The 16,016-nt window shown below is 71.0% G+C and carries 20 protein-coding genes; 13 read left to right on the plus strand and 7 right to left on the minus strand.

All coding sequences use genetic code 11. The features are described from left to right. Positions 1-14: 14 nt before the first annotated feature. Positions 15-890: an SDR family oxidoreductase gene (locus ABZ725_RS44625; protein ID WP_358808088.1), complete on the minus strand. Its 876-nt coding sequence runs from the start codon at positions 888-890 to the stop codon at positions 15-17. Between the two features lie 101 nt (positions 891-991). Here ABZ725_RS44625 and ABZ725_RS44630 point away from each other — a divergent pair, with 101 nt between their 5' ends. Continuing rightward, entirely contained in the window at positions 992-1,633 is a 642-nt protein-coding gene (locus tag ABZ725_RS44630) for a PadR family transcriptional regulator (RefSeq protein WP_358808089.1), read from the plus strand. Between the two features lie 125 nt (positions 1,634-1,758). On the opposite strand, the gene ABZ725_RS44635 is transcribed toward ABZ725_RS44630, so the two are convergent. Together ABZ725_RS44635 and ABZ725_RS44640 are read right to left on the minus strand one after the other, a co-directional pair. After that, positions 1,759-2,187 carry an SRPBCC family protein gene (locus tag ABZ725_RS44635; RefSeq protein ID WP_358808090.1) on the minus strand — a complete coding sequence of 143 codons (429 nt, stop codon included), beginning with the start codon at positions 2,185-2,187 and terminating at the stop codon, positions 1,759-1,761. 124 nt (positions 2,188-2,311) lie between these two features. Further along, positions 2,312-2,524: a hypothetical protein gene (locus ABZ725_RS44640; protein WP_358808091.1), complete on the minus strand. Its 213-nt coding sequence runs from the start codon at positions 2,522-2,524 to the stop codon at positions 2,312-2,314. Between the two features lie 200 nt (positions 2,525-2,724). Here ABZ725_RS44640 and ABZ725_RS44645 point away from each other — a divergent pair, with 200 nt between their 5' ends. Together ABZ725_RS44645 and ABZ725_RS44650 are read left to right on the plus strand one after the other, a co-directional pair. Beyond that, a complete protein-coding gene (locus ABZ725_RS44645) occupies positions 2,725-3,282 on the plus strand; it encodes a Clp protease N-terminal domain-containing protein (RefSeq protein ID WP_358808092.1) in 558 nt (185 codons plus the stop codon). 86 nt (positions 3,283-3,368) lie between these two features. Continuing rightward, complete coding sequence (locus tag ABZ725_RS44650) at positions 3,369-4,373, plus strand: EamA family transporter (protein WP_358808093.1); 1,005 nt, start codon at positions 3,369-3,371, stop codon at positions 4,371-4,373. Positions 4,374-4,707: 334 nt separating this feature from the next. Here ABZ725_RS44650 and ABZ725_RS44655 read toward each other — a convergent pair whose 3' ends face one another. After that, positions 4,708-5,124: a hypothetical protein gene (locus ABZ725_RS44655; RefSeq protein ID WP_358808094.1), complete on the minus strand. Its 417-nt coding sequence runs from the start codon at positions 5,122-5,124 to the stop codon at positions 4,708-4,710. Between ABZ725_RS44655 and ABZ725_RS44660 the strand changes: the two genes are divergently transcribed. Beyond that, positions 5,096-5,560 (plus strand): hypothetical protein, encoded by a 465-nt coding sequence (locus tag ABZ725_RS44660; RefSeq protein ID WP_358808095.1) that lies wholly within the window; start codon positions 5,096-5,098, stop codon positions 5,558-5,560. The two genes, ABZ725_RS44655 and ABZ725_RS44660, sit on opposite strands and share 29 nt — an antisense overlap. A 38-nt stretch (positions 5,561-5,598) precedes the next feature. Here the strand turns inward: ABZ725_RS44660 and ABZ725_RS44665 are convergent, their stop codons facing one another. After that, positions 5,599-6,282, minus strand: coding sequence for a pyridoxamine 5'-phosphate oxidase family protein (locus tag ABZ725_RS44665; RefSeq protein WP_358808096.1), 684 nt, complete (start codon positions 6,280-6,282; stop codon positions 5,599-5,601). A gap of 35 nt (positions 6,283-6,317) precedes the next feature. On the opposite strand from ABZ725_RS44665, the gene ABZ725_RS44670 reads away from it, so the two are divergent. Together ABZ725_RS44670 and ABZ725_RS44675 are read left to right on the plus strand one after the other, a co-directional pair. Further along, positions 6,318-7,649 carry an aminotransferase class I/II-fold pyridoxal phosphate-dependent enzyme gene (locus ABZ725_RS44670; RefSeq protein WP_358808097.1) on the plus strand — a complete coding sequence of 444 codons (1,332 nt, stop codon included), beginning with the start codon at positions 6,318-6,320 and terminating at the stop codon, positions 7,647-7,649. Between the two features lie 43 nt (positions 7,650-7,692). Then, positions 7,693-8,595, plus strand: coding sequence for a LysR family transcriptional regulator (locus tag ABZ725_RS44675; RefSeq protein WP_358808098.1), 903 nt, complete (start codon positions 7,693-7,695; stop codon positions 8,593-8,595). 20 nt (positions 8,596-8,615) lie between these two features. Here ABZ725_RS44675 and ABZ725_RS44680 read toward each other — a convergent pair whose 3' ends face one another. After that, complete coding sequence (locus ABZ725_RS44680) at positions 8,616-9,083, minus strand: pyridoxamine 5'-phosphate oxidase family protein (protein ID WP_358808099.1); 468 nt, start codon at positions 9,081-9,083, stop codon at positions 8,616-8,618. 124 nt (positions 9,084-9,207) lie between these two features. On the opposite strand from ABZ725_RS44680, the gene ABZ725_RS44685 reads away from it, so the two are divergent. Next, on the plus strand, positions 9,208-9,855 hold the full coding sequence (locus tag ABZ725_RS44685; RefSeq protein ID WP_358808100.1) for a cysteine hydrolase: 648 nt from the start codon (positions 9,208-9,210) through the stop codon (positions 9,853-9,855). Here the strand turns inward: ABZ725_RS44685 and ABZ725_RS44690 are convergent. Beyond that, the gene (locus tag ABZ725_RS44690) at positions 9,842-10,354 is read right to left on the minus strand and encodes a Rieske (2Fe-2S) protein (RefSeq protein ID WP_358808101.1); all 513 of its coding nucleotides are present in this window, start codon (positions 10,352-10,354) and stop codon (positions 9,842-9,844) included. The genes ABZ725_RS44685 and ABZ725_RS44690 overlap by 14 nt on opposite strands. A 193-nt stretch (positions 10,355-10,547) precedes the next feature. Here ABZ725_RS44690 and ABZ725_RS44695 point away from each other — a divergent pair, with 193 nt between their 5' ends. From ABZ725_RS44695 to ung, 6 genes are all read left to right on the plus strand, one after another. Beyond that, the gene (locus ABZ725_RS44695; RefSeq protein ID WP_358808102.1) at positions 10,548-11,303 is read left to right on the plus strand and encodes a HipA family kinase; all 756 of its coding nucleotides are present in this window, start codon (positions 10,548-10,550) and stop codon (positions 11,301-11,303) included. After that, positions 11,300-11,716, plus strand: a complete 417-nt coding sequence (locus ABZ725_RS44700; RefSeq protein ID WP_358808103.1) for a DUF3037 domain-containing protein — start codon at positions 11,300-11,302, stop codon at positions 11,714-11,716. Before ABZ725_RS44695 ends, ABZ725_RS44700 begins: the two co-directional genes overlap by 4 nt. A 177-nt stretch (positions 11,717-11,893) precedes the next feature. Continuing rightward, the gene (gene fabG, locus ABZ725_RS44705) at positions 11,894-12,655 is read left to right on the plus strand and encodes a 3-oxoacyl-ACP reductase FabG (protein WP_358808104.1); all 762 of its coding nucleotides are present in this window, start codon (positions 11,894-11,896) and stop codon (positions 12,653-12,655) included. A 31-nt stretch (positions 12,656-12,686) separates the two neighbouring features. After that, on the plus strand, positions 12,687-13,448 hold the full coding sequence (locus tag ABZ725_RS44710; protein WP_351916285.1) for an SDR family oxidoreductase: 762 nt from the start codon (positions 12,687-12,689) through the stop codon (positions 13,446-13,448). 195 nt (positions 13,449-13,643) lie between these two features. Beyond that, positions 13,644-15,224, plus strand: a complete 1,581-nt coding sequence (locus ABZ725_RS44715) for an ABC transporter substrate-binding protein (protein ID WP_358808105.1) — start codon at positions 13,644-13,646, stop codon at positions 15,222-15,224. Between the two features lie 69 nt (positions 15,225-15,293). Beyond that, on the plus strand, positions 15,294-15,977 hold the full coding sequence (gene ung, locus ABZ725_RS44720) for a uracil-DNA glycosylase (RefSeq protein ID WP_358808106.1): 684 nt from the start codon (positions 15,294-15,296) through the stop codon (positions 15,975-15,977). The last annotated feature ends 39 nt before the right edge of the window (positions 15,978-16,016 follow it).

The raw sequence follows: 16,016 nt of genomic DNA on the forward strand, positions 1-16,016 counted from the left end.
TCGGCGGGCTCGGCTCAGTGGACGGAGAACCCGCCGTCGACGAAGAGCGCCTGGCCGGTGACGTAGCCGGAGGCGCGGCTCGCCAGGAACACCGCCGCTCCGGCGAAGTCCTCGGCCAGGCCGTTGCGCCCGACCATCGTGCGCGCGGCCAGCGCCGCCACCTTCTCGGGGTCGGACGACAACCGCGCGTTGAGCGGGGTCATCACGAAGCCGGGCACCAGCGTGTTGCAGGTGACCCCGTACGGCGACCACGCCTCCGCCTGCGAACGGGCCAGCGACTCAAGCGCCCCCTTGGAGACCCCGTACGCGCCGCTCCGCACGAACGCCCGGTGCGCCTGCTGCGAGGTGATGTGGATGATCCGCCCGAAGCCCCGCTCGGCCATGCCGGGCCCGAAGCGTCGGCCCAGCAGGTAGGGCGCATCCAGGTTCAGCGCCATCGTGGCGTCCCAGACGTCCTCGTCGAGCTCGTCCATCGGGGGCCGCAGGTTGATCCCGGCGCAGTTGACGAGGATGTCGGGCTCGCCGAACACCTCGACCGCCTGCTCCGCCGCCGCGCGCACCCCGTCCCGGGTGCTGAGGTCGGCGCTGACCCAGCCCGCCCGGCAGCCGTCCGCCGCCAGCTCCTCGACCGTGGCGGCCAGTTCGGCCTCCTTGCGGGCCACGATCACCGTGCTCGCGCCGGCGCGCGCCAGCGCCCCGGCGATGGCCCGGCCGATGCCGGAACTGCCGCCGGTCACGACGGCGACCCGGCCCTCCAGCGAGAACAGCTCGGCGAGGTAGGCGTCCGAGGTGCGGCCCGAGGTGCGGTGCGAGGCGTGGTGGGAGGCGTGGTGCGAGGCGTGGTGGGAGGTGGCGTCCGAAGCGTCGTCCGAAGCGGTGCGCGATGTCATGTCCGCACCCTAAAACGCGAGGGCCTTGCCAAGCGAACTGTTCACGATATATCGTTGACGCATCGCGACAGATCAACGATGGAATGAAGGAGTGGTTTGCGATGCGTACCCACGGATTCGAGCGTGGACATGGACAGGACGGCCCCCGGCGCGGCGGCCGCGGCGGCTTCGACGGACGGCGTGCGGCCTTCGGGCCCTTCGGCCCGGGCGGTCCCGGTGGTCCGGGCTTCGGCCCCGGCTTCGGGGGCCCCGGCTTCGGACCCGGCCCCTGGGGCGGGCGAGGGCGCGGCGGACCCAGGGGGAGGGCGCGGCGAGGTGACGTACGGGCCTCGATCCTGGCCCTGCTCAAGGACCGGCCGATGCACGGCTACGAGATGATCCAGGAGATCGCCGAACGCAGCGGCGGGGCATGGAAGCCCAGCCCGGGCTCGGTGTACCCGACCCTCCAGCTCCTGGAGGACGAGGGCCTGATCAGCAGTGAGAGCGACGGCGGCAAGAAGCTGTTCTCGCTCACCGACGAGGGCCGCACGGCGGCCGAAGAGGGGCCCGAGGCCCCCTGGGAAGAGGCCACGCGCGGGGTCGACTGGGAGGCTCTCACCGAGATCCGCCAGGCCGGCTTCGGTCTGATGGAGGCCTTCGGGCAGGTCTGGAAGACCGGCAGCAAGGAGCAGCGCGAGAAGGCGCTCGCGGTCATCAACGACGCCCGCAAGAAGCTGTACCTGATCCTCGCCGACGAGGACTGAGGCGGTAGCCGCCGTACGGCCGTGCAGTAGCACACGGCTGCACTGCTGCACTGCTGCACGACGAGGAAGGCGCCCCGTGGAATCGTCCACGGGGCGCCTTCACGCGCGCGTGCCTCTGTCTTGCCTCAGACCACCAGTGCGCCCAGCTTGCGCAGCGACTCGTTCAGGGCCGCCGTCCCCGAGTCCTTGAGCTTGCCCGCCATCAGCGACACGGCCGCGCCCGTGAACTCGCCGTCGATGCGGACCGTCGTGGCGTCGCCGTCGGGGGTCAGGGTGTAGCGGGTGGCCACGGCCACCGCCATCGGGCCCTTCCCGCGGATGGCGAGCACCCGGGCCGGCTCCAGTTCCGCCACGGTCCACTCGACCTCCGCCGGGAAGCCCATGAGCTTCATGTTCTCCTGGAAGGTCGCGCCCAGTTCGAGGGTCTTGGGGCCGCCCTTGGGGAAGTTGGTGTGGGTGGCGTTCCACTCCCCGTATTTCGGCCAGTCGGTGAGCTGGGCCCACACCTGCTCGGCCGGTGCCTGGATGCGTGCCTCGGCGCTGATCTCGGCCATGCGACCACCTCTTCGTGTCGGGCTCTTCATGTCGGGCGACTCGGCTGCGTCGTCGCGGAAAGTAGCCCCAAGGCCGCCAACATTCAATACTGATGAACCGTCAGTCGAGCCGTGGGCGCGGTCGTCAGTCGAACCGGCGGTCGGGCGATCCGCCCACCCGGCGGATCACCGCCGCGTCGAACACGTCCCACGCGCGCGGGAAGGGCCCCTCGTCGTGGCAGTGCCACGCCTGCCAGAAGAGGTCGGCGGGCAGCGCTTCTGCGGGGGCGTACACCCGGTAGACGTACTGTCGGCCGTCGATCGCCGGCAGGGTCACCAGCCAGCACGCGCTCTCCATGTCCGTGGGGGACGTGCGGGCGGGGCTCGACGGTTGCACGAGGGGCGCAGCGCAAGGCGGCGCGCGCCTCTGCGCGGGAAATGGTCTGATCTCATCCGTGAGGAGGAGATTGCGGCACCCCTGGTCCGCTCTGCGTGGGACGCCAAGATGCTTCCCGCCGGGGATGACCGGACCCGGTCGGGACTGATGGGGTAGGGGATGTGCAACCCCGTATTCCCCGGCAGTCGCCGCTCGACCAGGCGGCGCACGGCATGTACGACGATCCCAGGCTCGGTGCCGAGCCCGCGGCGGCGCTCGCCGCCGCCCGCCGCCGGGCGGTCAGAGACGGGGACCGCCAGATCGACACCGCCCACCTGCTGCACTCGCTCCTGGAGCACGACTCCCAGGTCCGCGCCGCCTTCGACGGCGGACCCCAGCTCGCCCGGCTGCTCGGCTATCTCGTCCAGCGCAGCATCGGCTACGGCCTGCGCTGGCAGAGCGGTGTCGAGGACTCCGGGGCCCTGCCCGTCGTGACCGTCGTCGAGGGGTTCTCGCCGCTGGCCGCGCTCGCGCTCGAGCACGCGTGCGTGCGGGCCGTCCTGCGCGACGGCGCGCCGGCCCGTGGCGTCGATCTGCTCGTGGCGATCGTCGAGGACCCGCAGGCGCGGGCCGTCGAGGTGCTCACCCGGGCCGGCGTCGACGTGTACGAACTGCGCGCCCGCATCGAGGACGGTCTGATCGAGGGCGGTCTGATCGAGGACGGTGGCCTCGACCGCTGACCGACCGCGCTGTGCCGGTCCGGCACCGTCCAGTCGATGAGACAGGTGTCAACGGGGATGACGCTCATGTCGTCGCCTGTCATCATGTGCCGGTGCATACGTCTGTGAGCAGTCAGGGCAACCGTGGAAAGGGCATCGGGCTCGGTCTGGCGGTCGGGTCGGCCATCGCCTTCGGCGGATCCGGGGTCGCGGCCAAGCCGTTGATCGAGGCGGGCCTGGACCCGCTGCACGTGGTGTGGCTGCGGGTGACCGGCGCGGCCCTGGTGATGCTGCCGCTCGCCTGGCGACATCGCGCGCTGCTGCGCACCCGCCCCGCGCTGCTCGCCGGGTTCGGTCTGCTCGGCGTGGCCGGCGTGCAGGCGTTCTACTTCGCCTCCATATCCCGCATCCCCGTCGGCGTCGCGCTGCTCGTGGAGTACCTTGCGCCCGCGCTCGTGCTGGGCTGGGTGCGGTTCGTGCAGCGCAGGCCCGTGGCGCGTGCCGCCGCGCTCGGTGTGGTCCTCGCGGTGGGCGGACTGGCCTGTGTCGTGGAGATCTGGTCGGGGCTGAGCTTCGACGCCTTCGGACTGCTGCTCGCGCTCGCGGCGGCCTGCTGCCAGGTCGGCTACTTCGTCCTGTCCGACCAGGGCAGTGGTTTGGGCGACGACGCCCCCGACCCGCTGGGCGTGATCGCCTACGGTCTCCTCGTGGGCGCCCTGGTGCTGACCGTCGTCGCCCGTCCGTGGGGCATGGACTGGTCCGTGCTCGCGCACACCGCCGGCATGAACGGCGCCGAGGTGCCCGCCTGGCTGCTGCTCGCCTGGATCGTACTGATCGCGACGGTCGTCGCCTACGTCACCGGCGTGGTCTCGGTGCGCCGGCTCTCCCCGCAGGTCGCCGGAGTGGTGGCGTGTCTGGAGGCGGTCATCGCGACCGTCCTGGCGTGGGTGCTGCTCGGCGAGCACCTCTCGGCGCCGCAGATCGTCGGCGGGGCGGTGGTGCTGCTGGGCGCGTTCATCGCACAGTCGTCCGCGCCCGCGAAGGGCTCCCCGGAGCCGGTGGCCGCCGGCCGCCCCGAAAGGGAGCCGACCGTCCGCGAAACGGCCGTCTGACCCGACGCTTGCGCCGCCGCCCCGGCAGCCTGAGGCGAGCCCTCAGATGCTGCCCGAGTGGCCGCGCGCTGCGGGGCGGTACGGCGCGCCCGTCCCACGAAGGGCGTGCCGCCCCCGCTCGCCCGGGCCACCGCGGGGGCGTCCGCGGGCGTCCGAGTGCCTGCCGCCGTTCGCCTTGGCGGCGAGCTTGCTGCCGGACGGCGTGCAGCCAATCCGGGGTCGGCGCGGCCGCGGCCGGCAGTCCCGCTGGGAGGGAGCCGGATCATCGGAAGCCCCGGCGACGAGCGGCAGCTGGGCGGCACGCCCCGGGGCGAAGAGCCCCACGCCGCCGAAGTCAGACGCCCAGGGCGAGTGTCCCCGCCCCCTGGCCAGGCGTCTCCTCCCAGCCGCGGATCCTGTCCGCGAGCCGCTTCAGGCGTGCGTCGGACGGGGGCACGTCGATCTGGAAGTGGGACTCGTTCGGGTGGCGGAAGTCTCCGCCCCAGGCCACCACGTCCTGGCATTCCTCGAGAATGTCGCGGACCGTCGCCAGTTGGTGGGGGAAGAGACCGTCCTTGGCGCCGTCCGGGTACCAGGTCGGGCGGATAGCGACCGCCGTCCCCGAGGCGTGGTTGGTCGCGTAGCCCTTCAGCGTCCGGTCCGCCGGGCGGAAGCCGATCACCTCGCCGTGAGCGAGAGTGTCGATCTCGTAGTGGTAGCGGCGGACGACATGGACGAGCACGGTGGCCGCCGCACCGATCCGCAGCGCCACGGAGACCGAGCTGCCCGGCACCTGGCGGGTCCAGATGGCTCCCGACCCGTCGGTCTTCGGTTCCATCGGCCAGCCGTTGGCACTGGTGGGCGGCGTCCGCGGGCCGTCTGCGGCGGCCCGCGCGGATGCGGATGCGGACGCGGACGCCGGGGAGGGGAGCGCGAGCGTCGCGAGACCCGCCGCCGTGGTCAGGCCGACGCCGGTGCGCAGTACGGAACGGCGCGGCGGATGTGGGGATGAGACGGATCCCGTCCTCAACCTGGCTGCCGCGTACCGCACGGCCACCTTCGTCGTGCAGAACGAGAACGGCATCCCGGCCCGTCTCCGCCCCTACACCGCCGAGGTCCGTAGACATCTGATGCGCTACGCACCCCAGAAGAAGGCCTGCCTTCCGTACCGCACGACGGAGAGCTCCTACCCGGCGCCGTGTCCCTGAGCCGCCGGCGCGGGACGCGTCGCGCGGGCAGCTGAGCGTCACAACGCCGAGAGGTAGTCGGGGAGTGCGGTGCCGGGGGTGAGGTCGGCCTCCGGGAGAGGGGCGCCGTACCCCTTGCGCAGCGGGAGGACGCCGGCCCAGTGGGGGAGGGCGAGGTCCTCCGGCTCGTCGTTCACCCCGCCCGTGCGGGTCTTGGCCGAGACCTCGTTCAGATCGAGACGGATCACCGCGGTCGCCGCCAGTTCCTTCTTGTTGGCGGGACGTGAGTCGGCGGACCGGCCCGGGACGACGTGGTCGACGAGGGCGTCGAGCGCGGTGCGCTTCTCCTGCGGGTCGGTCACGTCGTACGCGACGCCGTGCACCACGGCCGAGCGGTAGTTCATCGAGTGGTGGAAGGCGGAGCGGGCCAGGACCAGGCCGTCGACATGCGTCACCGTCAGGCACACCGGGAGCCCCGGGTCCGCCTGTCCGGTCATCCGCAGCGGACGCGAGCCCGTCGAGCCGTGCACATAGAGCGTCTCGCCGACCCGGGCGTACAGCGTCGGCAGCACGACGGGCGCGCCGTCGCGGACGAAGCCGAGGTGACAGACGTAGCCCTCGTCGAGTATCGCGTGCACCAGATCCTTGTCGTAGGACGCCCGCTGCGCGGCACGGGTGGGGATCGTGCGGTCGGTCGGGGTGTAGGCGGCGGCCCGTGTCGTCGGCTCCTGGGTCCCCTGCATGGCGTTCTCCATTGCTCTAGTGCATAATGGCCTTTGTGCTAGGAGAGTATCCGATCGAAGGTCGGCGCGCAGCAGACATTTCCGCGAGCGTGGAGGCGGCGGTGAGCGCCGGCGAGCTGCGGCCCGGGCAACTGCTGCCGCCCATGCGGGAGTTGGCCCAGACGCTGGGGGTGAACCCGAACACCGTCGCGGCCGCCTATCGCACCCTGCGCGAACGGGGGGTGATCGAGACCGACGGCCGCCGGGGCAGCCGGGTGCGGTCGAAGCCCGCCACGACCGGGCGCGAGTTCATCCGCGTCGAGGTGCCGGCGGGGGTGCGGGACGCAGCGGCCGGCAACCCGGACACGGCCCTGCTGCCACCGTTGGGGCCGGCGTTCGCGTGGGCCGCCGCGCAGGGCGACCGGGAGCCGGTCCTGTACGGACACGCTCCGGTCGAACCCGAGCTGGCGCGCCTGGCCCGGGCCGACCTGGACGCGGACGGCGTGCCGGCCGGGCCCGTGGCCGTCGCCTCCGGCTCGCTGGACGCGATCGAACGCGTCCTCGCCGCACATCTGCGGCCGGGTGACACCGTCGCCGTCGAGGATCCCGGCTGGGGCTCCCTGCTCGACCTCGTGCCGGCCCTCGGACTGCGCCCGGTTCCGGTCGGCCTCGACGACGACGGACCGCTGCCCGAGGACGTCCGCCGCGCCCTGGCGGCCGGGGCGAGCGCCCTGATCGTCACCGACCGGGCGCAGAACCCGACCGGCGCGGCGGTGACCGCCCCACGCGCGCGTGCTCTGCGCGCCGTCCTGCGGGAACACCCGCAGACGCTGCTCGTCGAGGACGACCACGGTCATCGGATCGTCGACCTCCCCCTGCATCCCCTCGCCGGCGTCACCCGGCACTGGGCCTTCGTGCGCTCGGCCGCCAAGGCGTACGGGCCCGACCTGCGGTTCGCCGTGCTCACCGGGGACGACGTCACCCTCGACCGGGTCCGCGGACGGCAGCGGCTCGGGCCCGGCTGGGTCAGCCGGATCACCCAGCGGGCGGTCCTGCGGCTGTGGGCCGACGGGGCGGTGGACGCGCGGGCGGTGGCGGCGGCGTACGGCAGTCGGCGGGACGCGTTGATCGCAGCGCTCGCCCGACGAGGGGTGGAGGCGTACGGGCGCAGCGGGATGAACGTGTGGGTCCCCGTGTCGGACGAGACGGGGGCGGTCGCCGGCCTCTTGCACGCGGGATGGGCGGTCGCGCCGGGGGCGCGGTTCCGGGTCCAGGCTCCACCCGGGATCCGGATCACGGTGTCGACGTTGACGGAAGGGGAGATCGCGGTGCTGGCGGACGCGGTCGCCGCTGCGGTGCGGTCAGTGCCCGGGCGCGGGTACGTGTAGCGCAGGCGATAATTCCCGACGCGGATCTCGTAGCATCGCTTATATGTTGAACCTGGAGCGCCTGCGCACCCTCGACGCCCTCGCCCGGCACGGATCGGTCAGCGCCGCCGCGACGGGGCTGCACATCACCACCTCGGCCGTCTCGCAGCAGCTGGCCAAGCTGGAGCGGGAGGTCGGGCAGCAGTTGCTCGCCAAGCAGGGGCGGGGCGTGCGGCTGACGGACGCCGGACGGCTGCTCGCCGACCACGCCTCCCGGATCCTGTCCCAGGTCGAGCTCGCCCAGTCCGATCTGGAGGCCCAACGCGGGCAGGTGGCGGGGGAGTTGAGACTGTCCGCGTTCCCGACCGCGGCGCGGGGGCTGTTTCCCTTCGCCTTCGCGGCGCTGCGCAAGGCGCACCCCGCGCTGCGGCTGCGCTCGTGCGAGATGGAGCCGGAGCGCGGCATCACCTGCGTTGTGCGGGGCGACCTCGATCTCGCCGTCGTCCTGGACTGGTACAACAAGCCGATGCCGGTGCCGGACGGCCTGGTCAAGGCGTCCATTCTCGAAGATCCCGCCGATGTCGCCATGCCGGCCGGGCATCCCCTCGCGGGCCGGGACGAGGTGGACCTCGGGGAGTTCGCCGAGGACGAGTGGATCACCTGGGGCGAGGGCGAGTTCTGCCACGAGTGGCTGATGTTCACGCTGCGCTCGCGCGGCATCGAGCCGATCGTCGGCCACCGGGCGGCCGAGACGCACACCCAACTCGGTCTGGTGGCCTCCGGGTTGGGTGTCTGCATCGCGCCCCTGCTCGGACGTCACCCGGTGCCCGAGGGAGTCGTGATGGTCCCGTTGCGCCAGCGTGTGCGCCGGAATGTGTACGTGGTCTGGCGGGCGGACGCCGACCGCCGCCCGTCGATCCGGGCGGCGGTCGGGGCGCTCAAGGAGGCGGGTCGGTCGGTGAGCTGAGCCGACCGGCCGGACCGGGCCTACGCGCCGCCCAGTTTGCGGAAGTCCCAGGACACGATCTTGGCCGGGTTCAGCCGCACCCACGCGTGCCGGCCGTCGTGCGGCATCGCGTCCAGGCCGAAGTTCTTGCGGGCGAACAGCGTCTCCACGGCGTCGAGTTCGGCGCACAGCTCGCCGGTGCGCGGGGCCTCGCCCACGAAGTCCACGGCGCCGGACAGCTCGACCCCGCGCAGCGCGTCGTACTCCTCACCCGTGTCGATCACGATCGCGACCCGTGGATCGCGGCGCAGGTCCGCCCAGCGCTTGCTGCGCACGACCGAGTACAGCCAGAGCGCGGTGCCGTCCCAGAGGAACCACAGGGCGCTGACGTGCGGGGCGCCGTCGGTGGACACGGTCGCGACCCGGCAGGTGCGCTGGTCGGCGAGGAACGCGTCCAGCTCGCCCGACGTCATCATGATCTTCCGGCCCCGGCGCTGAGTGACGGTCATCCGGCCCCCTCATTCTTCTTCTCTTGTCGCTGTTTCCCGTGTACTGCTTCCCTCGTACTGCTTACCAGTACGACTTTTCTGACACTGTGTCAGAAAAGCAAGTGTCCTGACATCAGGGGGAGTCGTGCCGTCGTCCGAAGAGCTCCGGGACCTCCTCGACCCCGACTCCACCGTGCTGCTCACGGTGGAGTGCCAGCAGGGCGTCGTTGGCCCCGGTGCCGCACTGCCTCAACTCGCCGCCGCCGCACGCGAGTCGGGTGCCCTTGCCAACGTGGGCCGACTGGTCGACGCCGCGCACGAACGCGGTGTCCAGGTCGTGCACGCCATCGCCGAGCGCCGTCCCGACGGCCGGGGCGCGAGCCGCAACGCCCGTCTGTTCCGTGCTGCCGAACGCTTCCCCGTCCAGCAGCTCAGCGGTACCGCCGCGACCCGTCTCGCGCCCCCGATCGAGGTCGCCGAACAGGACCTCGTCGTACGGCGGCTGCACGGACTGTCGCCCGTCCAGGGCACCGATGTCGACGCCCTGCTGCGCAACCTGGGCTGCCGCACCCTGGTGGTGAGCGGCGTCTCGGCCAACGTCGCGATCCCGAACACCGTCTTCGACGCCGTCAATCGGGGTTACACGGTCGTCGTGCCGTCGGACGCCATCGCGGGGGTGCCTGCCGACTACACCCCCGCGATGATCCGTCACACCCTCGCATTGGTCGCCACGGTCGCGACCACGGACGAGGTGCTGGACTGCCTCCGGCGGACGGCCGTCAGGCCAGAGTGATCGAGTCGCCGCTGACGGTGATCGCCACCTCCGGCAGCGCCTTCTGCGCGGGACCGCTCTTCACACTGCCGTCCGTGATCGAGAAGTTGCTGTTGTGGCACGGGCAGTTGATCACGCCGTCGGCGATGCTCTTCACCGCACAGCCCTGGTGCGTGCACACCGCGGAGAACGCCTTGTACGTGCCCGCCGTCGGCTGGGTGACGACCACCTTCTCGGAGTCGAAGACCTTGCCGCCGCCCTCGGGTATGTCGGCGGTCGTGGTGAGCGCGGCACCGGCCGCGGCGTTGTCCCCGCCGCCCGTGCCGCCGGTGCTCGCGGCCTCGGTGCTGCCGGTGGAACCGGTGGAACCCGACGTGCCGGCCGACGAGGACGAGCTCGACGAGTCGTCGTCGGAGCCGCCGCACGCGGTCAGCGCGACGGAGAGCCCCGCGGCTCCGGCGGCTGCCACGACGGTACGGCGGGCGGGCCCCGACGCGGACTTGATCGATGCGCTGGTCATGCTGGGGGGTTCCCTTCCAAAGGGGGTGCGTGGATCTGTCAAGAGGTACGAGCCGTGGACGTCGCTTGTTCAGCGCCCCCGCCAAGTCCGGACAGTGTCGAGATCTTGACCCGTTCGACATGAGCACGGCGTAAGCCAGAGCTGTCGCGGAGCTGTCGGCCGTGCATCGCTCCAGGCCCAGTAACCTGGGGCGATGCTCAAGGAAGTCACCGCGACCCGCTATGTCACCCCCTTGCGTGAGGGCGGCTCCCTGCCGGGACTCGTCGAGGCCGACGACTTCGGTGTATACGTCATGAAGTTCACCGGCGCCGGACAGGGCCGCAAGACGCTGGTCGCGGAGGTCGTCTGCGGCGAGCTGGCCCGCAGGCTGGGCCTGCGGGTGCCCCGTCTGGTGACCGTGGAGCTCGACGTCCTGCTGGGGCTCGGCGAACCCGACCAGCAGGTGCAGGAGTTGCTGAAGGCCAGCGGCGGGACCAACCTCGGCATGGACTTCCTCTCCGGAGCTCTCGGCTTCGACCCGCTCGCCTTCCCGGTGAGCCCCGAGGAGGCCGGCCGGATCGTCTGGTTCGACGCGCTGGTGAACAACGTCGACCGCTCCTGGCGCAACCCCAACCTTCTGGTGCACCGCGGCGACCTGTGGCTCATCGACCACGGCGCCACCATGATCTGGCAGCACAACTGGCCCACCGCCGAGACCTCCGCGGCCCGCCCCTACGACGCCGGCGACCACGCCCTCGCCCCCTTCGCGCCGGACGTCGCGGCCGCGACGGCCGAGCTGGCGCCGCTGGTCACCGCCGAGCTGCTCGCCGAGGTCACCGCCGAGATCCCCGACGTCTGGCTGGCGGACGAGCCCGGCTTCGACACCCCGGACGCGCTCCGGCGTGCCTACGCGGCGCCTCTCCTCGCGCGCGCAGCCGTCATCCACGACCGCATCAAGGGGACCAAGTGAACGACCGCCACATCATCCGGCCGGGTCAGGGCGGCGACCGGGACGTCTTCGAGTACGCCCTGCTGCGCGTCGTACCGCGCGTCGAACGCGGCGAATGCATCAACGCGGGCGTACTGGTGTACTGCCGCGGCCAGGACTACGTCGGCGCCCGCACCCACCTCGACGAGACGAAGCTCCTCGCGCTGGACCCCGCGGCGGACGTCGCCGGGGTGCGGGCCGCCCTGCGGGCGGTGGAGGGCGTGTGCGCGGGCGGCGCGGCGGCCGGGCAGGCGGCGCACGACGACGCCGGGCGGCGCTTCCGCTGGCTCATCGCGCCCCGCTCGACGGTCGTCCAGCCGGGCCCCGTGCACACCGGGCTCACCACCGATCCCGCGGCCGAGACCGAGCGGTTGCTTCAGCTGCTGGTGAGGTAATGGATCACACCGGCGTCGTGTGGCGTTGACACCGGGTGCCAGGGCTTCTAGCGTCACGTCTGCCGAAGGTACTAAGCGGTCGCTCACCACCCGGGCGCGGCAGACTTTCCCAGGTCGGGCTTTCGTCAGGTCAGGCATTCTCAGGTCAGGCATTCTCAAGGGCGAGGAGAACCAGCAATGTCCACCAATGAGCAGCGGGTCGCCGTGGTCACGGGCGCGGCGCGCGGCATCGGAGCCGCCACCGCCGTACGACTGGCCGCCGAGGGCCGCGCGGTCGCGGTCGTCGACCTCGACGAGGCCGCCTGCAAGGACACCGTCGAGAAGATCACCGCGGCGGGCGGCAAGGCCATCGCCGTCGGCGCCGACGTCTCCGACGAGGCCCAGGTCGAGGCCGCGATCGCCCGTGTCGTCGCGGAGCTCGGCGCGCCGACGATCCTCGTCAACAACGCGGGCGTGCTCCGCGACAACCTGCTGTTCAAGATGAGCACCGGCGACTGGGACACCGTCCTCAACGTGCACCTGCGCGGCTCGTTCCTGATGACCAAGGCCGTCCAGAAGCACATGGTCGACGCCGGCTTCGGCCGGGTCGTCAACCTGTCCTCCTCCTCGGCGCTCGGCAACCGCGGCCAGGCCAACTACTCCGCCGCCAAGGCCGGTCTGCAGGGCTTCACCAAGACCCTCGCCATCGAGCTCGGCAAGTTCGGCATCACCGCCAACGCCGTCGCCCCCGGCTTCATCGCCACCGACATGACCGCCGCGACCGCCGCCCGCGTCGGCATGGGCTTCGAGGAGTTCAAGGCCGCGGCCGCCACCCAGATCCCGGTCGCGCGCGTCGGCGAGCCCGACGACATCGCCAACGCGATCGCCTTCTTCACGAACGAGGCCGCCGGCTTCGTATCCGGCCAGGTGCTGTACGTCGCCGGCGGACCGCTCGACTAACGGCCACAAGGGACGACTGAGGATCACCGACATGACTGAACTGCCCGCACTCTCCGGCAAGGTCGCTCTCGTCACCGGCGCCAGCCGGGGCATCGGCTACGGCGTCGCCGAGGCGCTCGTCGCCCGCGGCGACCGGGTCTGCATCACCGGCCGCAACGAGGACGCCCTCAAGGAGGCCGTCGAACAGCTCGGCGCCGACCGGGTCATCGGCGTCGCCGGCAAGGCGCACGACCTCGCACACCAGGCCGCCGCCGTCGAGCGCACGATGGAGGCCTTCGGCCGCGTCGACTTCCTGGTCAACAACGCCGGTACGAACCCGGTGTTCGGGCCGATCGCCGACCTCGACCTGGACGTGGCCCGCAAGGTCTTCGAGACCAACGTGGTCTCCGCGCTCGGCTTCGCGCAGAAGACCTGGCACGCCTGGCAGAAGGACAACGGCGGCGCGATCGTCAACATCTCCTCCGTCGCGGGCCTGTCGGCCTCGCCGTTCATCGGCGCGTACGGCATCAGCAAGGCCGCGATGATCAACCTGACCCAGCAGCTGGCGCACGAGTTCGCGCCGCGCGTGCGGGTCAACGCGATCGCCCCGGCCGTGGTGAAGACCAAGTTCGCCGCCGCCCTGTACGAGGGCCGCGAGGCGGAGGCGGCCGCCGCCTACCCGCTGGCCCGGCTCGGCGTGCCCTCCGACATCGGCGGCACCGCCGCGTTCCTGACCTCGGAGCAGTCGGACTGGATCACCGGCCAGACGCTCGTCGTCGACGGCGGAATCTTCCTCAACGCCGGCGTGGCCTGAGCCCCGACGCGCACGACCGGGCGCCGTTTCCTTGACGGAAACGGCGCCCGTGTCGTCACCCTTGTGTCGCACACGGTGATGACAACGTAGTCAAACCAAAAGTGATCAATACCGCTGCACAGCCGCCGGTTCAGGCCGCGCGGGGCTGCGGTATGGTCTGCCAACCCTTGGCATGGCAGATCGAGGAGCGTGCACGTGTTCAACCGGAACCGATCCTTGCAGCAGGTGGCTGCGATCGTGTCCATATCCCTGGTGGCCGGGTGCAGCCTCTTGGGGGAGGAGAGCTCCGACGACGCCGGACCGATCGTCGTGGGCACCACCAGTGCTCCCAGCACGCTGGACCCCGCGGCCTCGTGGGACAGCTCCTGGGAGCTGTTCCGCAACGTCTATCAGACGCTCCTGAACTACAGTCCCGGTGGAACCACCCCCGAACCCGACGCCGCCGAGAGCTGCGAGTTCACGGACACGACGAGCACCGTGTACAGCTGCAAGCTGCGCGAGGGCCTGAAGTTCTCCAACGGGCACACGCTGGACGCCGAGGCCGTCAAGTACTCGTTCGACCGGATCAAGAAGATCAACGTCAACGGCGGCCCCACAGGTCTGCTGGGAACGCTCTCCCGGGTTCAGGCGAAGGGCGACCGAGAGGTCATCTTCCACCTCAGCCAACCCGACGCCACCTTCCCCCTGGTGCTCACCACGCCCGCCATGTCGATCGTGGACCCCGAGGACTACCCCGAGAACGCGCTCCGCGAGGACGGGAAGATCAGCGGCTCGGGACCCTACAACCTCGACTCCTACGAAGAGGGCGAGAAGGCCACGCTCGTCCGCAACGGCAGCTACAAGGGCATCGCGGACCTCAAGAACGACGCCGTCACCATCCGCTACTTCCCGCAGTCGAGCGAGCTGGTCAAGGCACTCAAGAACAAGGAGATCTCGGTCGTCTACCGCGGTCTCGGCGCCTCCGACACCGTGGACATCGAGACCAACCAGCAGAAGGAGGGGCTCCAGCTGGTGGAGAACCCCACCACCGAGATCAGCTACCTGGTGTTCAACCCCAGCGACCCGTGGGCCGCGAAGCCCGCGGTCCGCAAGGCCATCGCCCAGATCGTCGACCGCTCGGCACTCGTGCACAAGGTCTACAAGGACACCGTCGAGCCGCTGTACTCGATGGTCCCTGCCGGACTCACCGGTCACACCACGGGCTTCTTCGACGACTTCGGCGACCCCAGTGTGGCCAAGGCCAAGAAGCTCCTCAGGGAAGAGGGGATCACCGAACGTGTCCCGCTGACCCTCTGGTACACCAGCGACCGTTACGGCTCGACGACCAAGCCCGCCTTCGAGGAGCTGAAGCAGCAGCTGGAGGCCTCCGGTCTCTTCACGATCACCCTCAAGAGCCGTCCGTGGAAGACCTACGTCAAGGGCTACCAGAACGGCGAGTACCCGGTGTTCGGGCGCGGTTGGTTCCCCGACTTCAACGACGCCGACAACTTCATCGCGCCCTTCGTGGGCGAGCAGAACGCGCTCGGGACCCCGTACGAATCCCCCGAGATCACCGGCAAGCTGCTGCCGGAGTCGCGCGCGGAGGGCGATCGCGCGGCCGTGGCGAAGCAGATCGAGGCCGCTCAGCAGATCTTCGTGGACGACGCACGGCTGCTGCCGCTGTGGCAGGGCAAGCAGTACGTGGCCGCGGACGAGGAGATCGCCGGTCTCGAGAAGGTCATCGACCCGGCGACCATGATGACGATGTGGGAGCTGTACCGGAAGACCAGCTGGTAGCGGCGAACTGTCAGTGGTCGCCTGTAAGTTCTGTGGTCTGGAAGCGACCGCACAACAGAGGACGTCGACGTGACCGACAACGCCATGCTGCCCGAGTCCTGGCACGGGGTTCTGGGCGACGAGCTGCAGCAGCCCTACTTCAAGGAGCTGACGGAGTTCGTCGAGGAGGAGCGGGCAAAGGGGCCCGTCTACCCTCCGCGCGAGGAGGTGTTCGCCGCACTCGACGCGACGCCGTACGACCGGGTGAAGGTGCTCGTCCTCGGCCAGGACCCGTACCACGGCGAGGGTCAGGGGCACGGCCTGTGCTTCTCGGTGCGGCCCGGGGTGAAGATCCCGCCGTCGCTCCGCAACATCTACAAGGAGATGCACGAGGAGCTGGGCACCCCGATCCCGGACAGCGGCTATCTGATGCCGTGGGCCCAGCAGGGCGTCCTGCTGCTCAACGCGGTCCTCACGGTCCGCTCCGGCGAGGCGAACTCGCACAAGGGCAAGGGCTGGGAGAAGTTCACGGACGCGGTGATCCGCGCCGTGGCCGACCGGCCCGACCCGGCCGTCTTCGTGCTGTGGGGCAACTACGCGCAGAAGAAGCTGCCGCTCATCGACGAGAGCCGGCACATCGTGGTCAAGGGCGCGCACCCCTCGCCGCTGTCGGCGAAGAAGTTCTTCGGCTCCCGTCCGTTCACGCAGATCGACGCGGCGGTGGCGCAGCAGGGCCACGAGCCGATCGACTGGACGATCCCGAACCTGACCTGACCTGACCCGTCCCGACCCGTCCTGCCCTGTACGGTCCTG

It is taken from the genome of Streptomyces sp. NPDC006872, from assembly GCF_040635845.1.
Lineage (GTDB): Bacteria > Actinomycetota > Actinomycetes > Streptomycetales > Streptomycetaceae > Streptomyces.